Origin of the sequence: Neisseria sp. HMSC056A03, from assembly GCF_001815685.1 — a bacterium.
GTDB lineage: Bacteria > Pseudomonadota > Gammaproteobacteria > Burkholderiales > Neisseriaceae > Neisseria > Neisseria subflava.
Genome location: NZ_KV821660.1, coordinates 44,574 through 66,023 on the forward strand (window position 1 = coordinate 44,574; position 21,450 = coordinate 66,023).

19 protein-coding genes are annotated in these 21,450 nt (G+C 48.9%); 11 read left to right on the forward strand and 8 right to left on the reverse strand.

Going from position 1 to position 21,450, the window contains the following annotated elements; all coding sequences use genetic code 11:
* Positions 1 to 77: 77 nt before the first annotated feature.
* Positions 78 to 992: a UDP-3-O-acyl-N-acetylglucosamine deacetylase gene (gene lpxC / locus HMPREF3052_RS10150; RefSeq protein ID WP_070749723.1), complete on the reverse strand. Its 915-nt coding sequence runs from the start codon at positions 990 to 992 to the stop codon at positions 78 to 80.
* A 649-nt stretch (positions 993 to 1,641) separates the two neighbouring features.
* On the opposite strand from lpxC, the gene gap reads away from it, so the two are divergent.
* A complete protein-coding gene (gap, locus tag HMPREF3052_RS10155; protein ID WP_070749724.1) occupies positions 1,642 to 2,646 on the forward strand; it encodes a type I glyceraldehyde-3-phosphate dehydrogenase in 1,005 nt (334 codons plus the stop codon).
* A gap of 95 nt (positions 2,647 to 2,741) precedes the next feature.
* On the opposite strand, the gene tsaA is transcribed toward gap, so the two are convergent.
* Positions 2,742 to 3,416 (reverse strand): tRNA (N6-threonylcarbamoyladenosine(37)-N6)-methyltransferase TrmO, encoded by a 675-nt coding sequence (gene tsaA / locus HMPREF3052_RS10160; protein WP_070749725.1) that lies wholly within the window; start codon positions 3,414 to 3,416, stop codon positions 2,742 to 2,744.
* Between the two features lie 170 nt (positions 3,417 to 3,586).
* On the opposite strand from tsaA, the gene HMPREF3052_RS10165 reads away from it, so the two are divergent.
* The 5 genes from HMPREF3052_RS10165 (at position 3,587) to HMPREF3052_RS10185 (ending at position 7,787) form a co-directional block, all read left to right on the forward strand.
* Positions 3,587 to 4,222, forward strand: coding sequence for a nicotinamidase (locus tag HMPREF3052_RS10165; protein ID WP_070749726.1), 636 nt, complete (start codon positions 3,587 to 3,589; stop codon positions 4,220 to 4,222).
* A gap of 46 nt (positions 4,223 to 4,268) precedes the next feature.
* The gene (gene waaC, locus HMPREF3052_RS10170; RefSeq protein WP_070749727.1) at positions 4,269 to 5,237 is read left to right on the forward strand and encodes a lipopolysaccharide heptosyltransferase I; all 969 of its coding nucleotides are present in this window, start codon (positions 4,269 to 4,271) and stop codon (positions 5,235 to 5,237) included.
* 184 nt (positions 5,238 to 5,421) lie between these two features.
* Positions 5,422 to 6,171 carry an electron transfer flavoprotein subunit beta/FixA family protein gene (locus HMPREF3052_RS10175; RefSeq protein WP_003686610.1) on the forward strand — a complete coding sequence of 250 codons (750 nt, stop codon included), beginning with the start codon at positions 5,422 to 5,424 and terminating at the stop codon, positions 6,169 to 6,171.
* 10 nt (positions 6,172 to 6,181) lie between these two features.
* On the forward strand, positions 6,182 to 7,114 hold the full coding sequence (locus tag HMPREF3052_RS10180; RefSeq protein WP_070749728.1) for an electron transfer flavoprotein subunit alpha/FixB family protein: 933 nt from the start codon (positions 6,182 to 6,184) through the stop codon (positions 7,112 to 7,114).
* A 61-nt stretch (positions 7,115 to 7,175) separates the two neighbouring features.
* Complete coding sequence (locus HMPREF3052_RS10185) at positions 7,176 to 7,787, forward strand: IMPACT family protein (RefSeq protein WP_070749729.1); 612 nt, start codon at positions 7,176 to 7,178, stop codon at positions 7,785 to 7,787.
* Between the two features lie 54 nt (positions 7,788 to 7,841).
* Here HMPREF3052_RS10185 and HMPREF3052_RS10190 read toward each other — a convergent pair whose 3' ends face one another.
* A complete protein-coding gene (locus tag HMPREF3052_RS10190; protein ID WP_003747758.1) occupies positions 7,842 to 8,153 on the reverse strand; it encodes a DUF4298 domain-containing protein in 312 nt (103 codons plus the stop codon).
* A gap of 139 nt (positions 8,154 to 8,292) precedes the next feature.
* Here HMPREF3052_RS10190 and purD point away from each other — a divergent pair, with 139 nt between their 5' ends.
* Together purD and HMPREF3052_RS10200 are read left to right on the forward strand one after the other, a co-directional pair.
* Positions 8,293 to 9,564, forward strand: a complete 1,272-nt coding sequence (gene purD, locus HMPREF3052_RS10195; protein WP_070749730.1) for a phosphoribosylamine--glycine ligase — start codon at positions 8,293 to 8,295, stop codon at positions 9,562 to 9,564.
* 71 nt (positions 9,565 to 9,635) lie between these two features.
* The gene (locus tag HMPREF3052_RS10200; protein ID WP_036473516.1) at positions 9,636 to 10,205 is read left to right on the forward strand and encodes an L-threonylcarbamoyladenylate synthase; all 570 of its coding nucleotides are present in this window, start codon (positions 9,636 to 9,638) and stop codon (positions 10,203 to 10,205) included.
* Positions 10,206 to 10,590: 385 nt separating this feature from the next.
* On the opposite strand, the gene HMPREF3052_RS10205 is transcribed toward HMPREF3052_RS10200, so the two are convergent.
* A complete protein-coding gene (locus HMPREF3052_RS10205) occupies positions 10,591 to 11,031 on the reverse strand; it encodes a surface-adhesin E family protein (RefSeq protein ID WP_070749731.1) in 441 nt (146 codons plus the stop codon).
* A gap of 210 nt (positions 11,032 to 11,241) precedes the next feature.
* Here HMPREF3052_RS10205 and purB point away from each other — a divergent pair, with 210 nt between their 5' ends.
* On the forward strand, positions 11,242 to 12,612 hold the full coding sequence (purB, locus tag HMPREF3052_RS10210; RefSeq protein WP_070749732.1) for an adenylosuccinate lyase: 1,371 nt from the start codon (positions 11,242 to 11,244) through the stop codon (positions 12,610 to 12,612).
* A gap of 130 nt (positions 12,613 to 12,742) precedes the next feature.
* Here the strand turns inward: purB and msrAB are convergent, their stop codons facing one another.
* Positions 12,743 to 14,311, reverse strand: coding sequence for a bifunctional peptide-methionine (S)-S-oxide reductase MsrA/peptide-methionine (R)-S-oxide reductase MsrB (gene msrAB, locus HMPREF3052_RS10215; RefSeq protein ID WP_070749733.1), 1,569 nt, complete (start codon positions 14,309 to 14,311; stop codon positions 12,743 to 12,745).
* A gap of 145 nt (positions 14,312 to 14,456) precedes the next feature.
* Between msrAB and ftsY the strand changes: the two genes are divergently transcribed.
* Entirely contained in the window at positions 14,457 to 15,989 is a 1,533-nt protein-coding gene (ftsY, locus tag HMPREF3052_RS10220; RefSeq protein ID WP_168165950.1) for a signal recognition particle-docking protein FtsY, read from the forward strand.
* A gap of 173 nt (positions 15,990 to 16,162) precedes the next feature.
* On the opposite strand, the gene HMPREF3052_RS10225 is transcribed toward ftsY, so the two are convergent.
* The 3 genes from HMPREF3052_RS10225 to HMPREF3052_RS10235 all read right to left on the reverse strand — a co-directional run bounded on the left by HMPREF3052_RS10225 (position 16,163) and on the right by HMPREF3052_RS10235 (position 20,279).
* Positions 16,163 to 17,389 carry an MFS transporter gene (locus HMPREF3052_RS10225; protein WP_070749734.1) on the reverse strand — a complete coding sequence of 409 codons (1,227 nt, stop codon included), beginning with the start codon at positions 17,387 to 17,389 and terminating at the stop codon, positions 16,163 to 16,165.
* A gap of 116 nt (positions 17,390 to 17,505) precedes the next feature.
* A complete protein-coding gene (locus tag HMPREF3052_RS10230; protein ID WP_070749735.1) occupies positions 17,506 to 17,904 on the reverse strand; it encodes an extensin in 399 nt (132 codons plus the stop codon).
* Between the two features lie 329 nt (positions 17,905 to 18,233).
* A complete protein-coding gene (locus HMPREF3052_RS10235) occupies positions 18,234 to 20,279 on the reverse strand; it encodes a TonB-dependent receptor (RefSeq protein ID WP_070749736.1) in 2,046 nt (681 codons plus the stop codon).
* A 404-nt stretch (positions 20,280 to 20,683) separates the two neighbouring features.
* On the opposite strand from HMPREF3052_RS10235, the gene HMPREF3052_RS10240 reads away from it, so the two are divergent.
* The gene (locus HMPREF3052_RS10240; RefSeq protein WP_070749737.1) at positions 20,684 to 21,352 is read left to right on the forward strand and encodes a TetR/AcrR family transcriptional regulator; all 669 of its coding nucleotides are present in this window, start codon (positions 20,684 to 20,686) and stop codon (positions 21,350 to 21,352) included.
* Positions 21,353 to 21,450 lie beyond the last annotated feature (98 nt).

The following is a 21,450-nucleotide window of genomic DNA, read 5'->3' on the forward strand; positions in this document are numbered from 1 at the left end:
TGTGGAAAACGACATGATTTAGGCCGTCTGAAAGGTTCAGACGGCCTTTTTCATTGGACTGCGTTATCTATTTTCTATCAGGCTGCCGGCAGCTCGTGGAAAGCGGTGGGCAAGTCTTCGTCATCGGCAAACTCAACCCATTCGTAAGCGGTTTCATCTGCCAAAACGGCACGCAACAGCGCATTATTGATGGCATGACCTGATTTGTAACCTTCAAATGCGCCGATAATCGGATGGCCGACAATGTACAAATCGCCAATTGCATCAAGAATTTTGTGGCGGACAAATTCATCGGGATAGCGCAAACCTTCCGGATTCAAAACATCCATGTCGTCAATCACGATGGCATTGTTCAAATTGCCGCCCAGTCCGAGATTGTGGGCGCGCATCATTTCCACTTCGTGCATAAAGCCGAAGGTACGGGCGCGGGCAATCTCATCGATATAGGATTTTCCTGCAAAATCAATCTCAAAAGTAGGTGCGCTGCGGTTGAATACGGGATGGTCAAATTCGATGGTTAAATTAACTTTAAAGCCGTCATAAGGCGTAAAGCGCACCCATTTTCCGGTTTCTTTGATTTCAACGGGTTTGAGGATTCTCAAAAAACGTTTTTGGGCTTTTTGATCGACCACGCCTGCATCTTGTAAAAGGTAAATAAATGGCAGGCTGGAACCGTCCATAATCGGAATTTCAGGCGCGTTCAATTCAATCAAGGCATTGTCGATGCCATAGGCAGACAGAGCCGACATAATGTGTTCAATCGTACCGATGCGCACGCCTTTATCGGTAACGATGGTTGAAGAGAGGCGGGTATCGTTAATCAAATAAGGATTCAATTTGATTACTTCGCCCATTTCTCCACTTAAATCAGTACGGCGGAACGAAATACCGCTGTTTTCTTCGGCAGGATGCAAAGTCAGAGCGACCCTTTCGCCCGAATGCAGGCCAACGCCGGTAACGCTTACTGATTTGGCTAAAGTCCGTTGCAGCATAATTGCTTCCTTTTAAAAAGTCTGATGGGCAAATGATACGTTAAAAAGGAAAAAACAAGCCATCATTTTTAATAGTATTTGCCAATATGGATGTTTTGCAGGGGTGAAATTCAAAATTTTAATTATCCACAATAGCATGTGAAATTGAAGTGGGTAATTTGGGTTTTATCCACAGATTAATAGGAAAAATAAGATTCTATCCTTTTTATTCCGACATTCAGTTGGGGTCGTCCTCAAAGATAAAAAGTAACTACCAAATTGGTTTTAAAGAAAGTTATTCCGTTATCCACAGATAGTTTGGTTCTTCATCAAAATCATCATTTTAAAAATTAAAATATTATGATTTGAAGAAAACACCGAATGATCAACACAAAAATGGCAAAATATGGAGAAATAGAACTAAGTTTATGATTTCCATAAACTTATGAAACTTTTAAGATTGGAAAATAGTTTTTATGAAATAAAATATCAAAATGTAGGACTTATTCGATTTGCCTGATATTTTACTACAGACGAGAATTTCATGTTTTCTTTATTTAAATCAAATAACTTAAAAGTAATCATCTGCAATCCTAGAAAGTAATTTTATTTCAGGATACAATGGCCTTACTGAAAAATTTTTCCCATTCCATCTAATAGGAGTAGCAAAATGAGTATTAAAGTAGCGATTAATGGTTTTGGCCGCATCGGTCGTCTGGCATTGCGTCAAATTGAAAAAGCCCAAGGTATCGAAGTCGTTGCTGTTAACGACTTGACTCCTGCCGATATGCTGCTGCACCTCTTTAAATACGACAGTACTCAAGGCCGCTTTGAAGGCTCTGCCGAATTGAAAGATGATGCGATTGTTGTTAACGGCAAAGAAATCAAAGTATTTGCCAATCCTAATCCTGAAGAATTGCCTTGGGGCGAGCTGGGTGTGGACGTTGTCCTCGAATGTACCGGTTTCTTTACCAATAAAACTAAAGCTGAGGCCCATATCCGTGCCGGTGCGCGCAAAGTTGTGATTTCCGCACCAGGCGGCAATGATGTGAAAACAGTTGTATATGGCGTAAACCAAGATATTTTGGACGGCAGCGAAACCGTTATTTCAGCCGCTTCTTGTACGACTAACTGTCTGGCCCCTATGGCTGCGGTATTGCAAAAAGAGTTCGGCATTGTTGAAGGCCTGATGACCACCATCCACGCTTATACCGGCGACCAAAACACCCTTGACGCGCCACACCGTAAAGGCGACTTCCGCCGCGCCCGTGCCGCTGCATTGAATATCGTACCGAATAGCACCGGTGCCGCTAAAGCCATCGGCTTGGTTATCCCTGAGTTGAACGGCAAACTTGATGGCTCTGCCCAACGTGTTCCCGTAGCCACCGGCTCTTTGACCGAACTGGTTTCTATTCTCGAACGCCCTGTTACCAAAGAAGAAATCAATGCAGCTATGAAAGCTGCCGCCAACGATACTTTAGGCTACACTGAAGATCAAATCGTTTCTTCCGACGTTATCGGTATCGAGTACGGCTCACTCTTCGATGCGACTCAAACCCGCGTGATGACTGTTGGCGACAAACAATTGGTGAAAACCGTTGCTTGGTACGACAATGAAATGTCTTACACTTGCCAATTGGTTCGTACCTTGGAATTTTTTGCCAGCAAAATCTAAAAAATAACAGGCTGAATCAATCAATCTATGGATAATTAAAAGGCCGTCTGAACATTTCAGACGGCCTTTTGTGTGTAGATAGATTTAATTTGCAATCAGATTGTGGATAGTTTAATCACTGTGGCACATTTGTTTTCTATCCTAAACTGCACTTCATAATCCGCAATATTCATTACATAAACCCGTTCGGGAATATCTTGATAGGCAGGGCGAGGATCTTGGGCAATACTTTGCTCAATGAGATGTTTTTCTTCTGTGGATAAATGTTCCGCAAGCGTACTTTCTGCCCAGACTACGTTCAATTCTTCAGGTTTGCCGCTGACAAAGCCTGATGATGCGTCAGGTTTGGATTCAACAAACGGGATGTAGGGTTTGATATCCACTACCGGAGTACCGTCCAACAGGTCTGCGCCGCTACAATAGATGCGGACAGGTTTGCCTGTTTCGATGCGTTCGAGTTTCAGTAGGGATAAACCGAGATGATTGGGGCGGTGCGGGCTGCGCGTGGCAAATACGCCCATTTTTTGTTTGCCTCCGAGCCGTGGCGGACGCACCATTTGTGCCCAACCTTCATTCAATACGCCGTGGAAAATAAAACTTATCCACACATAGTCGAAATCTTCCAAGCCCCGAACGCTGTCTGCGGTAAATTCAGGAGTGAGTTCAATGCAAATTTCTGCTGCAGAAACCAAACCGGGTTGGCGGGCAATGCCGAATTTTTGTTTGTAGGGGGAATGAACGGTTGCAATAGGTGTAATCGAATAGGACATAATTTGTGGATAAATATTCTGTGCAAACCGTCATCATATCACAGATGTTTTCCCACATTTTGCGGTAGTAATTTGTTATAATACAAAGCATTTATTCCAAACGTCCGTACATTGGCAATAAATGCTCAATTTGAATAATATAAAATAAAATCAATAGGTTAAATTAATCCATGATTGTTTCTATCGATGTAGATGCACAAAAAACGTTTACGCCTTTGTGTCCGAAAGAATTGCCTGTTGCCGAAGGTCATCTGATTGCGGATGAACTCAATGCCCAAGCTGCATTGGCGGATTTACGCGTGATGACGAAAGATGCGCATCATGCTGCGGCAAAATGGCTTGTGGATAATCCTGTTGATATGTTGAAACCGACGGGTTTGCCGGATGCGGATTTGACTTGGGTGTCGCATGCGATGGTTGGAACATATGGCTATGAGTTGTTGGATGGCCTGCCTTCAGCCAAAGAATACGATTATTGCGTTTGGAAAGGTGTTGATCCTGAGTTACACCCCTACGGCGCATGTTTTCATGATATTGAAGAAAAGCTCAGTACAGGTTTGATCGAATGGTTGCGCTGTCAAAATACAGATACAGTCATTGTTGGCGGTTTGGCAACGGATTATTGTGTGAAGACAACGGTTTTACAGTTGCTTAAAGGCGGGGCCTGGAAAGTCATCGTCAATCAGGCTGCTTGCCGCGGCATTGCTCCTGAAACGGTTGAATCTGCATGGCAGGAAATGCATTCTGCCGGAGCAGTTATTTTAGAAAACGCCGAAGAAATAAAAAAATACATTAATAATCAATAAATTATATTTAAGATTCTGTTGTTTCACGTGAAACATTTTTCAAAATATGAAGATTTTACTTGTCCGCTTGTCTAGTATGGGCGATTTAATTCACACATTGCCCGCAGTTGAAGATTTGGCGCGACAATGTCCTGAGGTAGAGCTCCATTGGCTGTGTGAGGCAGGGTTTGCAGATATTGCCCGCTTGCATCCTTTTGTCAAAAAAGTTCATGTAATGAAATGGCGACAATGGCGCAAACACCTTTTTCAGGCTGAAACGTGGCGTGAAATAGGCCGTCTGAAAACGGATTTACAGGCTGAATCTTTTGATTTTGTTTTAGATAGCCAAGGACTGATTAAAAGTGCATGCTTTGCCAAAATGGCGAAATCCCCTATTTACGGATTGGATAAACACAGCGCGCGTGAAAGTTTGGCTGCTCTTGCATACAGTAAAATGTTTGCCGTACCGAAAGGTAAAAATGCGGTCTGGCGAAACCGTGAATTATTCGCCCAAGTATTTGGTTATACAATGCCTGAGACGCAAGTATCTGGTTTGTCGGTTCCTGAATCAGGCCGTCTGAAAAATTTGAAATCCCCTTATTACGTTGCTTTGCATGCAACCAGTCGAGACACTAAATTATGGCCGGTAGAACACTGGCGTGCATTATTGAAAAAGTTGAATGAAGAACAACAATGCAATGTATATCTGCCATGGGGAAATGAAACCGAAAAAATGCGTGCCGAACAGATTACAAGCGATTTACCGTTTGCTTCGGTTTGTGACAAAATGAATTTATTACAGGCTGCATTTTTATTGAAAAACGCAGAGGGTATTATTGGCGTAGATACCGGACTGCTGCATCTTGCCAATGCATTGGAAAAGCCTGTTGTAGGAATTTATACAGATACAGATCCGGCCAAGACTGGCGTTCAAGTTTCGGCTTATGCAAAAAATTTAGGCGGTATTGCTCAAATTCCCAATGTAGACGAGGTTTATCAAACCTTGATGGATTGTGTTGCTGCATACGGTAAATAATTGCTGGGGAGTTGGATTTATTTTCTGAGTAAATGCTTTAGAAATGATATAATTCCGCTCTATTTGCCAAGATTTATATAAATTTGGTTTTATCATGTTGGTGAAAACCGAATTGGATTTTATATAAAGAATGTATCAAAAGCAGTATGCTTGATTTGATGGGCATTCTTTTTAGGAGAATTGAATGAAAGCACTGGTCGCAGTAAAGCGCGTAGTGGACTACAACGTCAAAGTTCGTGTGAAAGCCGATGGTTCCGATGTGGATATCGGTAATGTCAAAATGTCGATGAACCCGTTTGATGAAATCGCGGTAGAAGAAGCTGTCCGTTTGAAAGAAGCCGGAAAAGTAAGCGAGATTGTTGCCGTTTCTCTTGGCGAGAAAAAATGCGAAGAGACGTTGCGTACTGCTTTGGCGATGGGTGCCGACCGTGCGGTTCATGTTGAGACTGATGCAAAGTTGGAGCCTTTGGCCGTTGCAAAATTGCTGAAAGCTGTTGCGGATAAAGAAAATCCGCAAATTTTACTGCTGGGCAAACAGGCAATTGACGATGACGCCAACCAAGTTGCCCAAATGCTGGCTGCGTTGTTGAATGCGGCTCAAGGTACTTTTGCATCAAAAGTGCAAATTGAAGGCGAAGAAGCATTGGTAACCCGTGAAATTGACGGCGGCGAAGAGACTGTTGCGTTGAAGCTGCCTGCGGTCATCAGTGCAGATTTGCGTTTGAACGAACCACGCTTTGTCAAACTTCCTAATATCATGGCTGCAAAGAAAAAGCCTTTGGAAAAATTAAGTCCTGCCGATTTGGCTGTGGATATTTCTCCGCGTTTGAATACCGTAAAATTTGCCGAGCCTAAAGCACGTCAAGCTGGTGTGAAAGTGGCTGATGTTGCCGAGTTGGTTGAAAAGCTGAAAAACGAAGCCAAAGTGATCTAAGGAGTATGAAATGAGTGTATTGATTATTGCGGAACATAATAACCAACATTTGAATCCTGCTACTTTGCATGCGGTAACGGCTGCCGCCAAATTGGGTAATGTAGATTTATTGGTTGCCGGCAGCAATGCTGCTGCGGTGGTTGAAGAGGCAAAAAAAGTTGCAGGCGTAGCGAAAGTTTTAGTAGCCGATGCGCCCTATTACGCTGAAGGTTTGGCAGAAGAATTGGCGCCTTTGGTTGTTAAACTGGCTGCGGATTACCGCTATGTGGCTGCAACTGCAACTGCATTTGGCAAAAATCTTCTGCCTCGAGTAGCTGCCCTATTGGATGTGCCACAAGTTTCGGATTTAACCGAAGTTGTGGATAACTCGACATTTGTCCGTCCGATTTATGCCGGTAATGCTTTTGAAACCGTTCAATCCAATTCTGAAAAACTGGTACTGACTTTCCGTGCAACCACTTTTGATGCTGCCGGACAAGGCGGTAATGCAGAAGTGGTCAATATTGAGGCAACACCTGCTCAAAACCTGAGCCGTTTCGTAAACCGTCAACTTTCCCAGTCTGACCGCCCTGAATTGACTCAGGCAAAAGTGATTGTTTCCGGTGGCCGTGCATTAGGCAGTGCTGTAAAATTTAATGAAGTGTTGACTCCATTGGCGGATGCTTTGGGTGCGGCGATTGGTGCTTCCCGTGCAGCAGTGGATGCCGAGTATGCGCCAAACGATGCTCAAGTTGGTCAAACCGGTAAAGTGGTTGCGCCGCAACTATACTTCGCTATCGGTATTTCCGGAGCCATCCAGCACGTTGCCGGTATGCAGGACAGTAAAGTGATTGTTGCCATCAACAAAGATGCTGACGCTCCGATTTTCAATGTGGCAGATTACGGCTTGGTTGGGGATTTGTTTGAAGTTGTGCCTCAACTGACTGAAGCGCTGAAAAACTAATGTTTCACGTGAAACGTTCAGACGGCCTTTGTTATATAAGGCCGTCTGAAAATATTTTGGCATGATTACGACCTATAAAACCATCACCACACCGACACAGGCTGAATTTAAAGATAAAGGCAGCCGCTTCATTGCATATGCCTATCCGATCCGCACTTTGTTTGATGTGAAGAAGTATCTCGACCCATTAAAGGAAGAGCATCACAAGGCAAGACATTGGTGCTATGCTTATCGATTGGGTGTGGATGGAATGCAGTTTCGCGCAAACGATGATGGGGAACCGTCCGGAAGCGCAGGCCGCCCTATTCTGGGGCAGATTGATTCTGTCGGCGTAACGGATGTGTTGGTTGTGGTTGTGCGCTATTTTGGCGGTACTCTATTGGGTGTTCCCGGTCTGATTCATGCTTATAAGGAATCAACAGCTCAGGCATTGGCGATAGCTGAAGTTGTTGAAGAAAATGTCGAAAAGACAGTTTGGTTGAAGTGTGAATATCCTGTTTTGAATGAGGCTATACGGATTGCCAAACAATATCAGGCCGATATTGTGGAACAGGATTTGCAGCTGGATTGTAAGTTGACAGTGAAAATAGCATTGGCCGATTATGAAGCTTGTATTGCTGCTTGGAAAAATACGCGCCAAATTGAAGTAGATACTGAGAAGCCGTTTGAATAAAAGGTCGTCTGAACATATTTGAGAAATCAAAAGTTTCAGACGGCCTTTGATGTTTTAGCCTTGGTATCTGTCTAAAGCATTTACGCTTGAGCGCAGGTGTTCCCAAGCCAGTTGATGAAATTCCCCCAGTGCGTTCCATAGGGCATCTTCGCTCATAATGCTGTATTCGCCCTGTGTGCGTAAATCAACATCTGCCCCTTCTTCAATGGCCTGATGGCATGCTTGGTATTCGTTGGTATAGAAGTCATCCATGTCTTGCATGAGGCTTGCAGCATGTTTCCAGCGGGCGATATCTGCTTCCAGTTGCGGCAGTAATTCGCACCATTCGCGGTATTTGCTTTGAATTTCGTCAATACGTTTTTGCATGATTTTCCTTTAGTTATTTGAAATTAGAGTATGGTTGTCTTGGTGCAATATTATTCTTAATTTGAAACATCTATACAAGATGGAACAATATTCCATCAATTGAATTTTATTTACAACATCTATTCTTCAAGGAGATGGTATGAAATTGCTCGTTATTGGTAATGGTGGACGTGAACACGCACTGGCTTGGAAATTGGCGCAGTCGTCTAAAGTTGAAACTGTCTTTGTTGCACCTGGTAATGCCGGAACGGCAATTGAGCCTAAACTGCAGAATATAGCGTTGACGGCGCATCAAGATTTGATTGATTTTTGCCGTAATGAAAATATTGCCTTTACCGTAGTCGGTCCTGAAGCTCCTTTGGCTGCCGGTGTGGTGAATGATTTCCGTGCTGCCGGATTGAAGATTTTTGGCCCGACTCAATACGCGGCCCAACTGGAGAGTTCAAAAGATTTTGCTAAAGCATTTATGGCAAAATATAAGATTCCGACTGCGCAATACCAAACCTTTGAAAATGCCGATGCGGCACATGATTATGTCAACCAAAAAGGTGCACCGATTGTTATTAAGGCGGATGGTTTGGCTGCCGGTAAGGGCGTGATTGTCGCCATGACTTTGGATGAAGCTCATGCTGCTATCGACGATATGTTGTTGGGCAACAAAATGGGTAATGCAGGCGCGCGAGTCGTAATTGAAGATTTCCTGCAAGGCGAGGAAGCGAGCTTTATCGTTATGGTGGACGGCAATCATGTTTTGCCGATGGCAACCAGTCAAGACCATAAACGCCTGTTGGATGACGACAAAGGCCCTAATACCGGCGGTATGGGTGCATACAGCCCTGCTCCAGTGGTAACGCCTGATGTTTACGAGCGCGCTATGAATGAAATTATTTTGCCGACTGTGGCCGGTATGAAAGCAGAAGGTCATGAATTTACCGGTTTTTTATACGCGGGCTTGATGATTGATAAAACTGGTGCGCCTTATACCATCGAATTTAACTGCCGTTTCGGCGACCCTGAAACCCAGCCGATTATGAGCCGTTTGGATAGCGATTTGGTGGATTTGGTTGAGGCGGCAATCGACGGCAAACTGGATAGTGTTACTGCCGAATGGAATCCGCAGACTGCGGTAGGCGTAGTGTTGGCCGCACAAAACTATCCTGATTCTCCGAAAAAAGGCGATGTGATCTTTGGCTTGGATAAGGCCAATCAAATCGGTAAAGTTTTCCATGCCGGTACTGCAACGAATGAAAAAGGCGAAGTGGTAACCAACGGCGGCCGTGTGTTGTGTGTAGTCGGTTTGGGCGATGATGTTCCCCAAGCTAAAAGCAAGGCTTATGAGGCATTGGAAACAATCCGTTTTGACGGTATGCAATACCGTAAAGACATTGCCGATAAAGCCATCAACCGTTAATAATGAATAGAAACAGGCCGTCTGAACACAGATTGTCCGACAATCGTAGTTTCAGACGGCCTTGGTATATGATGATGTTCCCCAGAATTTTATCGGCTGCAGCCCAACGCAGGCTGCAGGCGCATCTTAAAAAAGGCGGTTTGATTGCCTATCCTACCGAGTCTTGTTATGGCTTGGGCTGTGTCCCTACTTTGTCCAAAGCGCTCAATCAACTGATTCATCTGAAAAAACGACCGCAACACAAAGGCATGATTGTCATTGGCCATAGCTTGGAACAGTTGCAACCTTTGCTGCAAAGGCCGTCTGAAAATATCCAAACCATGCTTCATGAAGCATGGCCGGCTCCGAAAACTTTCTTATTGCCGGCCAGCAAAAAAGTATTGCCTTCATTGCGGGGAAAAGGACGCAGTAAATTGGCTGTCAGGGTTCCTGCGCACGCAGGTGCAAGACGTTTGTGTCAGGTTTTGGAAACACCTTTAGTCTCTACTTCATGCAATCGTGCAGGCAAACGGGCATGTAAAACGGAAAGGGAAGTCAGAAGACAGTTTGGCAGGAAAGTCTGGGTTGTAGGCGGATTGATAGGTAAGCAGAAAACGCCTAGCCAGATTATTGACGGAGAAACAGGAGCAAGGCTGCGTTAAAGAAGGGCTGTATCGTCAAAGGAAAGGTATTTATTTTGAGAAGCAAATTTTTTCCAAAAGATTGGAATACCTGTGTAAAAAGCATTGAGTGCAGATCCAGTTTGATGCATAGCAGTCTGTAAATACAGATCGATTGAGCAGATAGTAAGTCAGTAAATAGAGTAGAAAGCAGTATTTTGTGAAATGCTCTTACAAAGAATGAAGCAAATTTTGAGCGTAGATAAATCGCTGTAATAAATTATTTTTGAATAAACAAAATTTGTGGATAAATTTGAAGATAAATTTCCATCAAAACATAAAAAGGCCGTCTGAAACTTGATATACAAAGCATTCAGACGGCCTTTTAAATATTTAAACTGTGGATAACTTTGTGAATAAGTGTGGATTAAAGCTTATGTCCACACACAGTTTCGTATTGTTTTTCAGTAATCGTGCCGCTCATGACGCTCATTGGGCGGATGCTGGTCGGCGTATAGCTTTGGTTGGAAATTACCCGGCCGTGTTCGTCCATCAGTTGTAGCGCTGCCAGACGATAGGTTTTGTTTGAGCAATGAATTTCCCAGTTGCCGATGGCCGTTTTATAGGCAGGCGTATTGACGAAACGCTCTTCTTTCAGTTTGGAAACGGTTTTTTTATCGCGGAAAGTAACCAGTGCGCCATTTCTTTTAATGCTGCTTCTATCAATGGCCACTTTGATATTGCCTTCAGAGATGGTGCCGATATTGGTCCAGCTGCCGCCACCGCTCGATGTGGTGGTTGTTTCACAGGCACTCAACATCAAAGCCGCAAATACGGTTGCAGCTAGCGAAAAACGTTTGATATTCATAAAACCTCATTATTTACAGAAAGTCAGCCGATATTATCCGTGAAGATGGCATATATCGTAAATCGATTTTGCAAAGTTGAACCTCTGAAAAGAATTTTATGAAAAATACGCTGAAAAGGCCGTCTGAAACCTGTCTTTCAGACGGCCTTGAAGTGTAAAATCATGTATAATTGCAAACAATTTGGTTTTCACCCCATAGGAAGATCCGACATGATTAACCCTATCGCTGCACTTTCCCCATTAGATGGCCGCTACGCCAAATCCGTTGAAGCATTGCGTCCGATTTTCTCCGAATACGGCTTGATGCGTGCGCGTGTCAAAGTTGAATTAAACTGGCTCAAAGCCCTTGCCGCCGAGCCTAAGATTGTAGAAGTTCCTGCTTTCAGCGATTTTACGCTTGCCGAAATCGACAAAGTGATCGAAAACTTCTCGCTTGAAGATGCCGCCGCCGTCAAAGCCATTGAAGCGACCACCAATCACGATGTCAAAGCCATCGAATATTGGCTTAAAGAACGCTTCTCCGGCGTGCCTGAAGTGGCTGCCGCCAGCGAGTTCATCCACTTTGCCTGCACCAGCGAAGACATCAACAACCTGTCCCACGCTTTAATGCTGCAAGAAGCGCGTGAGGTTGTTTTGCTGCCGAAACTGGCTGAAATCATCGAAAAACTGACCGGCATGGCGCATGAGTTGGCTGCCGTCCCTATGATGAGCCGCACGCATGGCCAGCCTGCTACACCAAGCACACTGGGTAAAGAAATCGCCAATGTCGTGTACCGCCTGCAACGTCAGTTTAAAAACCTGCAAGCGCAAGAGTTCCTCGGCAAAATCAATGGCGCAGTCGGCAACTACAATGCCCATATGGTCGCTTATCCCGATGTGGATTGGGAAACCCATTGCCGCAACTTCGTTGAAATCAGCCTCGGCCTGACCTTCAACCCCTACACTATTCAAATTGAGCCGCATGACTATATGGCGGAATTCTTCCAAGCCATCAGCCGTGTCAACACGATTCTGATCGACTTTAACCGCGATGTTTGGGGCTATATTTCTTTGGGTTACTTCAAACAAAAAGTCAAAGCAGGCGAAGTCGGCTCTTCCACCATGCCGCACAAAGTCAATCCGATCGACTTTGAAAACTCCGAAGGCAACCTCGGTATGGCCAATGCCGTATTGGGCTTTTTGTCTGAAAAACTGCCGATTTCCCGTTGGCAGCGAGACCTGACCGACAGCACCGTATTGCGCAACATGGGCGTAGGCGTGGGTTATACCGTATTGGGCTTTGCCGCCCATCTGCGCGGTCTGAACAAGCTTGAGCCGAATCCTGCCGCCCTTGCTGCCGATTTGGACGCTACTTGGGAGCTGCTGGCCGAGCCGATTCAAACCGTAATGCGTCGTTACGGTGTGGCCAATCCTTACGAGAAGCTGAAAGACCTGACACGCGGTAAAGACGGCATTACGCCTGAAGTGTTGAAACTCTTTATCGAATCGTTGGAAATTCCGGCAGAAGCCAAAGCCAAATTGCTTGAGTTGACCCCTGCGTTGTATGTGGGTAAAGCTGAAGAGTTGGCAAAACGAATTTAAAAGGTTTTTGCAGGGCGCACTTTCTTAGTTATTGAGATTTTTTGATAGATAAGAAACCAACCCTTTGCATCCGACAAATTAAAAAGGCCGTCTGAAATCTCTTTCAGACGGCCTTTTTCGATTCAAACCGTTATTTCACTTTGTCTTTCAATGCGCCGTAGCCGGCTGCGTCCATTTCTTCCAAAGGAATGAATTTCAAACTTGCGCCGTTGATGCAATAGCGCAGGCCGCCTTTGTCTTTCGGACCGTCGGCGAAGACGTGTCCCAAGTGCGAATCAGCGGCATGGCTGCGCACTTCGGTGCGGCGCATGTTGTAGCTGAAATCGTCGTGTTCGGTAACGGCGGAGGCATTAATCGGGTGGGTAAAGCTCGGCCAGCCGCAGCCGGAATCGAATTTGTCGGCAGAGCTGAACAGGGGTTCGCCGCTGACGATGTCCACATAAATGCCGGGTTTGAACAAGTGGTCGTATTCGTGGCTGAAGGCGTATTCGGTCGCGCTATTTTGGGTAACTTGGTATTGCTCTTCGGTCAGAATGCGTTTGAGTTCGGCAGCGCCAGGTTTTTTATACGTTGCTGCGTCGAAGCCTTTGCCTTGAGGGGCGGCTTTGGTTTTGCCCGGCAGCGGTTCGTCGGCTTTGCGGATGTCGATGTGGCAGTAGCCATTGGGGTTTTTAATCAGGTAGTCCTGATGGTATTCCTCGGCGTCGTAGAAGTTTTTTAGCGGCTCGTTTTCGACGACGAGGGGCTGTTTGTATTTTTGCTGCTCGCGTTTGAGGGCGGCGGCGATGACGGCTTTTTCGGCGGGGTCGGTGTAGTACACGCCGCTGCGGTATTGCGTGCCGGTGTCGTTGCCTTGTTTATTGAGGCTGGTCGGATCAACGACGCGGAAGAAATATTGCAGGATATCGTCTAGGCTAAGTTTGTCGGCATCGTAGGTGACTTTGACGGTTTCGGCATGGCCTGTATCGCGGTAGGACACGTCTTCGTAGCTCGGATTTTTCGTTTTGCCGTTGGCGTAACCGGATACGGCGTCAACCACGCCGTCTATGCGTTGGAAATAGGCTTCCAAGCCCCAGAAGCAGCCGCCGGCGAGGTAGATGGTGCGCGTGTTCATGATTTTTGAATCCTTTTTCTGTGTGTCGGGTTTGTAGAACGCGTTTTTCAGACGACCTAAATCGGCACTCGGGTCGCGGATTAACGCCAATGCCTGCGCTTCGTTGATGCTGCCTTTGACGATGCGCTGTACGTCGCCGTCTTTACCGATTAACGCCCACGAGGGGTAAACGCTGATATTCAGGCTTTGGGCGATGGTGCCGCCGTTATCGGTAACGACGGGCAGCTTAGAATAGTTCAAACCGGCATACCATTTTTGAAAGTCGCCGTCTTTTTTCTCGTGCAGAAAACCGGGCGAGGCAACGGTAATCAGATTGGCAGAACCGAATTTTGCATCTTGCGCCCATTTTTCGGTTTGTCCCAATTCGGACAAACACAAAGGACACCAACTTGCCCAAAATTTAATCAGGGTGGGTTTGTCTTTTTTCAGGAAAACACTGGCAGGGCGGTTGTCAGGGGTTTTCAACGAGGATAATGCCTGCGGTATGGTTGCGGCTTCGGTATCCATCATTTTGGATGAGCAGGCGCCAAGCGCAAGCAGGCAGCCGAACTTGGTGCAAAGTGAAAATAATGTGCGGGGATTCATCTCTATGTTTCCTGTATAGATGGTTTGTATCATTAGACGTTGAAGATGCCAAAACCTTACAGCCTGGATTTTCAGACGACCTTGCCACGTAAAATACGCTACAATACTCCCTATTTCAAGTTTCTAAAATTAAAAGGAAAATTTAATGTTCAGCTTCTTCCGTCGCAAGAAAAAACAGGAAACTCCGGCTCCTGAGGAGGCTCAAGTTCAGGAAACCGCAGCAAAAGTAGAATCTGAAGTTGCTCAAGTAGTTGAAAATATTAAAGAAGATGCCGAATCTTTAGCAGAAAGCGTCAAAGGGCATGTTGAATCAGTTGTCGAATCGGCTGTTGAAACTGCCAGTGAAACCGTCGAACAGGTTCGGGAAGCTTTGACCGAAACGCCGTCTGAAACAGTCGAAAAAATAGAAGAACACGTTGAAGCGGCAAAAGAAGCGGCTGTTGAAACTGTTAGCGAGACTGTTGAACAGGTTCAAGAAACCGTTGCCGAGATGCCGTCTGAATTAGCCGAGGCTGCTGAGGAAGCAGCAGAACAGGCCGAAGCAGTAAAAGAAGCGGCCGTTGAAACCGTCAGTGAGGCTGTTGCACAGGTTCAAGAAACCGTTGCCGAGATGCCGTCTGAAATAGCCGAGGCTGATGAGGAAGCAGCAGAACAGGCCGAAGCGGTCAAAGAAGCAGCTGTTGAGGCAGTTAGCGAAGCTGTCGAGCAAGTTCAAGAAGCCGTTGCGGAAACACCGGCTGAAGCCTCTGCTCCGGTAGAAGAACACAAGCTCAGTTGGGCTGCGCGTTTGAAACAAGGCTTGACCAAATCACGCGACAAAATGGCAAAATCGTTGGCCGGCGTGTTTGGCGGCGGACAGATCGACGAGGATTTGTACGAAGAGCTGGAAACCGTGCTGATTACCAGCGATATGGGCATGGAAGCCACCGAATACTTGATGAAAGATGTGCGCGACCGTGTCAGCCTCAAAGGCCTCAAAGACGGCAACGAATTGCGCGGTGCGCTGAAAGATGCGCTGTACGACTTGATTAAGCCTCTGGAAAAACCTTTGGTCTTGCCGGAAACCAAGGAGCCTTTCGTGATTATGCTTGCCGGTATCAACGGCGCAGGCAAAACCACATCTATCGGCAAATTGGCCAAATACTTCCAAGCGCAGGGCAAATCCGTGTTGCTGGCGGCAGGCGATACCTTCCGTGCCGCCGCGCGTGAGCAGCTTCAGGCTTGGGGCGAATGCAACAATGTGACCGTGATTTCGCAAACTACGGGCGATTCCGCAGCCGTTTGCTTCGATGCCGTTCAAGCCGCGAAAGCGCGCGGGATCGACATCGTGCTGGCCGATACAGCCGGCCGTCTGCCGACGCAGCTTCATTTGATGGAAGAAATCAAAAAAGTGAAGCGCGTGTTGCAAAAAGCCATGCCTGATGCGCCACATGAAATCATCGTCGTACTTGATGCCAACATCGGTCAAAACGCCGTCAACCAAGTGAAAGCCTTTGACGAAGCGTTGGGTCTGACCGGCCTTATCGTCACCAAACTCGACGGTACGGCCAAAGGCGGTATCCTTGCCGCCCTTGCCTCCGACCGCCCTGTTCCTGTCCGCTACATCGGCGTAGGCGAAGGCATCGACGATTTGCGTCCGTTTAATGCCAAAGCGTTTGTAGATGCCCTATTGGATTAAACAGACAGGCTGAGGCTTGTAAACGCAGTTTGCGGGGGGTTTCTGAGCCGTATTTTGCAAAGATCTCGCCTTGCAAGAAGCGGGCGTGGAAATCATAGCACAAGAGTAGCGGAAAATAACGGAAGGCCGTCTGAAACCCTGTTTCGGGTTTTCAGACGGCCTTTCTTTGAGTCTTACGGCTCGTCTGAATCAAACAGGCCTCGGCACGCATACAGCAGCCCGCCCGCCAATATGGCCAGACCCACCGCCGCCCAATACGCATCGGCATAGCCGACCGCCTTGGCCAGCCGCAGGGCGGCGAAACCGGCCGCGTAACTGCCGAACAGAATCACGGAAAATTGCAGGCTGCTGTCGAGTGCGGCGGTGGCGCGGTCGGATTTGTCCATCACCAACGCCAGTATTACCGGCAGCAGCAGCGTGTAGCTCAGGCTCAGGGTGATGATTTGCGCGGGCGGCAGCCAAGGATGGACGCGGGCGAGCGCGTCGATGGCGGTCATGGACGCCAACAGCGGCAGTTGCAGCGCGTAGAGCAGGAACACGAGTTTGCGGCGCGGATAATTGCGCGAAAACCAGCCCGATAGCGGCGTAACAATCAGGCAGGCAACGGGAATACCCACCGCCAGAATCCCGCCCGTCTGCTTCGGGGTGAAGCCCGAATCCGCCAGCTTGGGCACAAAAGTCGCCGCCGCAAACGCATACGGTGCGGCAACGGCAAACAGCAAAACCAGCCACCGCCAGCCCGTTTCAGGCTGTCGCCAAAAGGAGACCAGCCGCGCCGCCAACGCCGTCAAACCGCCTTGCGCCGTCGGGCTGTCCGGCTCGCGGTAGCACAAGAGTTGCAGTAGCATCAGCAGGGTGAACGCCAGCATAAAGCCCGCCGCCGCCGTCTGCCCGTATTCCTGATACAGCCACAATACCAGCGCGCCGCCGATCATCTTGCCGCCGCGCGCCGCCATCGTCTGAATCACGCCGCCGAAACCGCGTTCGCGGTGCGGCAGGACGATGCACGACAAGCCCAGCATCGCGCAGCCGTACACCGCCGACATTGCCGAGAGCAAAACGCAGCAGGTCAAAAGCAGCGGGAAATTCCGTGTCATGTCGGTGCAGGCCATCAGCCCGAACACCGCCGAAAGCCCCAGCGTCGCCGCCAGCAGCCAGCCGCGAAACCGCCCGAACCGCCCCGCCGGCCGCCGCTCCATCAGCGCGGCAAACAACACCTTCGCCGCTTCGATACCGCCGATTAAATGTATCCAGCTCAGTTGGTTCAGGCTGTAACCGTGGTTTTTCAAAATAGCGACCAGCGCGACCAGATAAAAACCGGTCAGCGTGAATTTGTAGGTACTGCCGCCGATAAGCAGCAGCCAGTCGCGCAGGGCGGGGGATGCGGGGGGTTGCGACATGGGTTGGTTTTCCTTGGGGCGGAGCGTGTGAAGGTAAAGGCCGCCTGAAAATAAAAAAATCAAGCGTGTGCAGCCGATTTGCGGCCGAAAACCGCTATCGGTGTTTGCAGTCTTTTTCAGACGGCCTTCAACGCTTCTTCCGCCCGCAGCAGGGCGGTTTGCTCGTCGGCTTCGACGATATAGTTCACGCCCAGCGCGGGGGCGAGTTTGGACGATTGTTCGCGGAAGAATTGCAGTTGCGCCGCGTCGGGTTCGATGAGGAGCATGGCGGCGCAGTGTTCGGCGAGTTGCGGCCGGTGTGCCTTTATCCATTCGATGTAGGTTTTGCGGTCGGCAATGCGCTGTTCGTCGCTTACCTGCCGTCGCATCGGGGTGCAGACGGTAACAAAGCGGCGGTTTTGGTTTAACAGGGTTTCGAATTCGGCCAGCCAGTCGGTGAAGTCGGCGACGTGGGTCAGGTCGGTCAGGTAGACGGTGCCTTCGGGCAGGGTTTTGACGGGGGTGAAGTAGTGCATGGGATTCCTTTGGGTGTTGGGAAGCAGGGTAGGTCAATAGTTGGGCATTTATGCTTGGTTTTTTATTAGATTTCTTGTGCCGTCATTCCCGCGCAGGCGGGAATCCAGAATGGAGACTCGAAGGCACTTCTTTATCTGAATAAGTTTCTGTGCGGATAGGTCTGGATTCCCGCCTGCGCGGGGGTAGCGAAGCGGACTTGCGTAAGCTAATGACGATAATCGGTTGTTACGGCCGTTTCAGACGACCTTTGTTATTCCAGTAACCGTAGGTAGGGCATTGATGCCTGATCTACGATAGTTTCAGACGGCCTCCATCATTTCAGCCCCGCCTAAAACTTCCATTCCGCGCTCACGCCCACGCTTCTGGGGCGTTGGTAGAGTGCGTCTTGGCGGTCGGCGCCGGAAATGAATATGGGGCGGCGGCGGTTGAACACGTTGTCGGCGTAGAGCGAGACGCGTCCTTGTTTGAAGTTGTAGGCGGTGTAGAGGTTGACTTGGTTGTATGCGCCGATTTTGCCCGATTCGGCATTGTTGGCGGCGGAGTAGTAGCCGCCGTAGAAGCGCACGTCGCCGCCGGCTTCCCAGCCTTTGTCGTTCAGGTATTTCACGCCGATGTTGGCGGTGTATTTGGGTGCGCGGCCGAGTTTGTTGCCTTCGATGCCGCTGTCGGGATAGCTTTTGATTTTGGTGTTGAGCAGCCCCAGTCCGGTGGTGAGTTTCAGGCTGTCGGTGGCCTGCCAGTCGGCGGCGAGTTCTGCGCCGTAGGTGTGGACTTTTTTGGCGTTGCGGATGACGACGGAGTTGGTGCCGAGATAGAAGGGAAGCTGCATGTCGCGGTAGTGGTTCAGGAACAGGTTGCCGGAGAGTTGCAGGCGGCGGTCTGCGCTGCGCCAGCGGGTGTACCACTCGTAGTTGTTCACATATTCGGGTTCATAAGTGTAGGTTACGACGGGGCGGCCGAAGGTGATGCCCGCGCCGCCCGGGTTGTAGCCGCGCGCGGCTTTGATGCCGCTGACCCATTGGTCGGTGGGTTTGAAAGCGATGTCGATTTTGGGCAGGAAGACGGTCTGGCCTTTGTCTAAATCGAGGTGCAGTGCGCCGCTGCCGCCGCTTCGTTTGTGCGTTTCTTTTTCAATGCGGGCGGCGGCCGTGATGTCCCATTTTTCGCTGGGGCTGTATGTGGTTTCGGCAAACAGGGCGCGCACGCTGTTGCGGTCGTCAAAGGTGTTGCGGCCGCCGACGCTGCGGATATCCACCCATTCATCTTGTTTGCTGCGGAAGTAGTGCAGCCCGGCAAGGCCTTTCAGACGGCCTTTGTTGGAAAAATGCAATACCGGCTCCCATTGCAGTTCGCGGCCTTTGAGTTCGGCGGGCACGCCTTGCGGGCTGACGGTCATCGGCAGGTGTAGCCGCTCGTTGTGGTAGCGACCGTAAACCAGTTTGTTTTCCAGTTTCAGATAGTCGTTAAGCTGCCACGATACGTCCCAGATGCCCGATGTCGAGCCGGTTACGAACACGGGCTTTTCTTTTAAAAAACGGCGGCTGGTGGTGTTGCCCATGATTTCGTTTTGTGGCGCGCGCGAACGGATGTGGTTCAGCGTCAGGCGGCTGTAAAAATCGGGATGGTTTTCGGGCGTGAGCAGGAGTTTGAAGCGCACGTTGGTGTTTTCCACGCGGCGCGGGTTGCCGGTCGGCTCATAGGACACGAACGGCTCATAGCTTTCGCGTTGCTGCCGCTCCGCGCTCAATCTGAAGGCAAGGTTGTTTTTCACAATCGGGCCGGACACTACGCCGGCAACATTGCGCGTTTTTTGGTTGCCCAAACCCAAGCGCAGCGCGCCTTCCCATTCGTCGGTCGGATCTTTGGAACGCATCACCACCGCGCCCGCCACCGCGTTCTGCCCGCGCACATGGCTTTGCGGCCCGCGCAAGACTTCCACTTGCTGCATGTCCCACAGCGACTGCGTGCCGAAGGCGTATTCATTGTAAGTGGCGGAGCGGCCGTCTATGGACAGATTCAGGCGCGGCCGCGTGCCCGCGAAAAACGCCACTGCGCCGACAGCGGGGCCGGAGCCGTCCACGCCGCGCACGGTCGGCAAATCGTTGCCGCTGCCCAAATCCACCGTGTTCACGGTCTGTTTGAGCAGGTCGGTTGCGGAAAGGTTGTGGCCGCTGCGGTCGATGTTCGGCGTGGTGAAAACGCGGTTGGATGTAGCGGTTTCAAAGCCGCTGCGGTTGGTGCGTTCGCCGGTGACGACGACTTCTTCCAACTGCACCTGTTCCGCGTTTTGCGCCGCATCAGCGGCATAAATCCATTCGGAGGCGAAAGCGGCAGCAATCAATAGGGGGAGGCGGCGGAGGGTGTGTTTCTGCATTTCCTTATCCTTTCAGACGACATACGTCGGAGCGGATTGAACATCAGACAATCCAACCGCTCCGTCAGTATGCAAATATTTGTTGTTTACACATTTACATAAAACAAACTATTAATGTAAAGTATAAGAAACAAAAAACAGGAATGCAAGTGTTTATCATTCACTTTACATCCCCCCTTTTTATAGTGAACCATCTAAAAAACAATTCCCTCTCCCGTTCGGCGGGAGAAGGTTGGGGGAGGGCGATTCTGTAACCTTTATGAATTTGGCCTGCTAAGCATCCGACAGCCCCCTGTCCGCAGGGCGGAGCGGAGGGATAAGGAAAGAGGTCGTCTGAAACGCCGCCGTATTGCCATTGCCGTCGTGGGGAAATATGATGAGTATCCGACTTGCGGATAACTTTAATGAAAACCCTTTATGAACAAAATCAAAAGCTTCCTACCGTCATGAATGCCAGCAAACAACAAACCATCGCCGACACCGCCCGCCGCCTGTTCCGCGAACACGGCTTTTCAGCCGTATCCGTGGGTGGAATCTGCGCCGAGGCCGCCGTCAGCCGCGTTACCTTTTACAAATATTACAGCGGCAAAAACGCGCTCTTGCAGGAAATCGTTACCGAGCAGAAAAACCGCGTCCGTGCCGAATTTGAAAATCTGCTTGCACGGCAATGCAGCCTGCGCGAAGCCGCCGAAGCCGTGTTCGCCCTGCAAAAACAATCGTTTGAAGAACTCTATTCCGCCGCCTTCCTGCGCGACATCGAAGAAAACACCGATTTGGAGCTGGAGCGGTTTTTCCATGAGTTGAACGAAGAAAAATACGCCTTTATGCGCGGCTTCTTCCACATCCTGCAACAACGCCGCCTGATTCAGCCCGATTTGCCGGTGGAACTCATCGACCTGTTCATCCGGCAGGCGGATATATTGATGCGCCATCCGCAACTGGCTGCGCTTTATGCCGCTGCGCCGCAAAAGCTGCCGCAAGACGTATTAGGATTACTGCTGCACGGTTTGGCAGGGGAGGAAGGTACGGGTGAGGAGATTGATTTTTTGGGGAAGATGAAAGGGATTTGCTGAATTTCTCATAAAACGTCGTCTGAAAACGAATTGTCGATTTTCAGACGACGTTTTAATCCTGTCTGAACTGCTGGAACTGATTAACCGCCAACTGACCG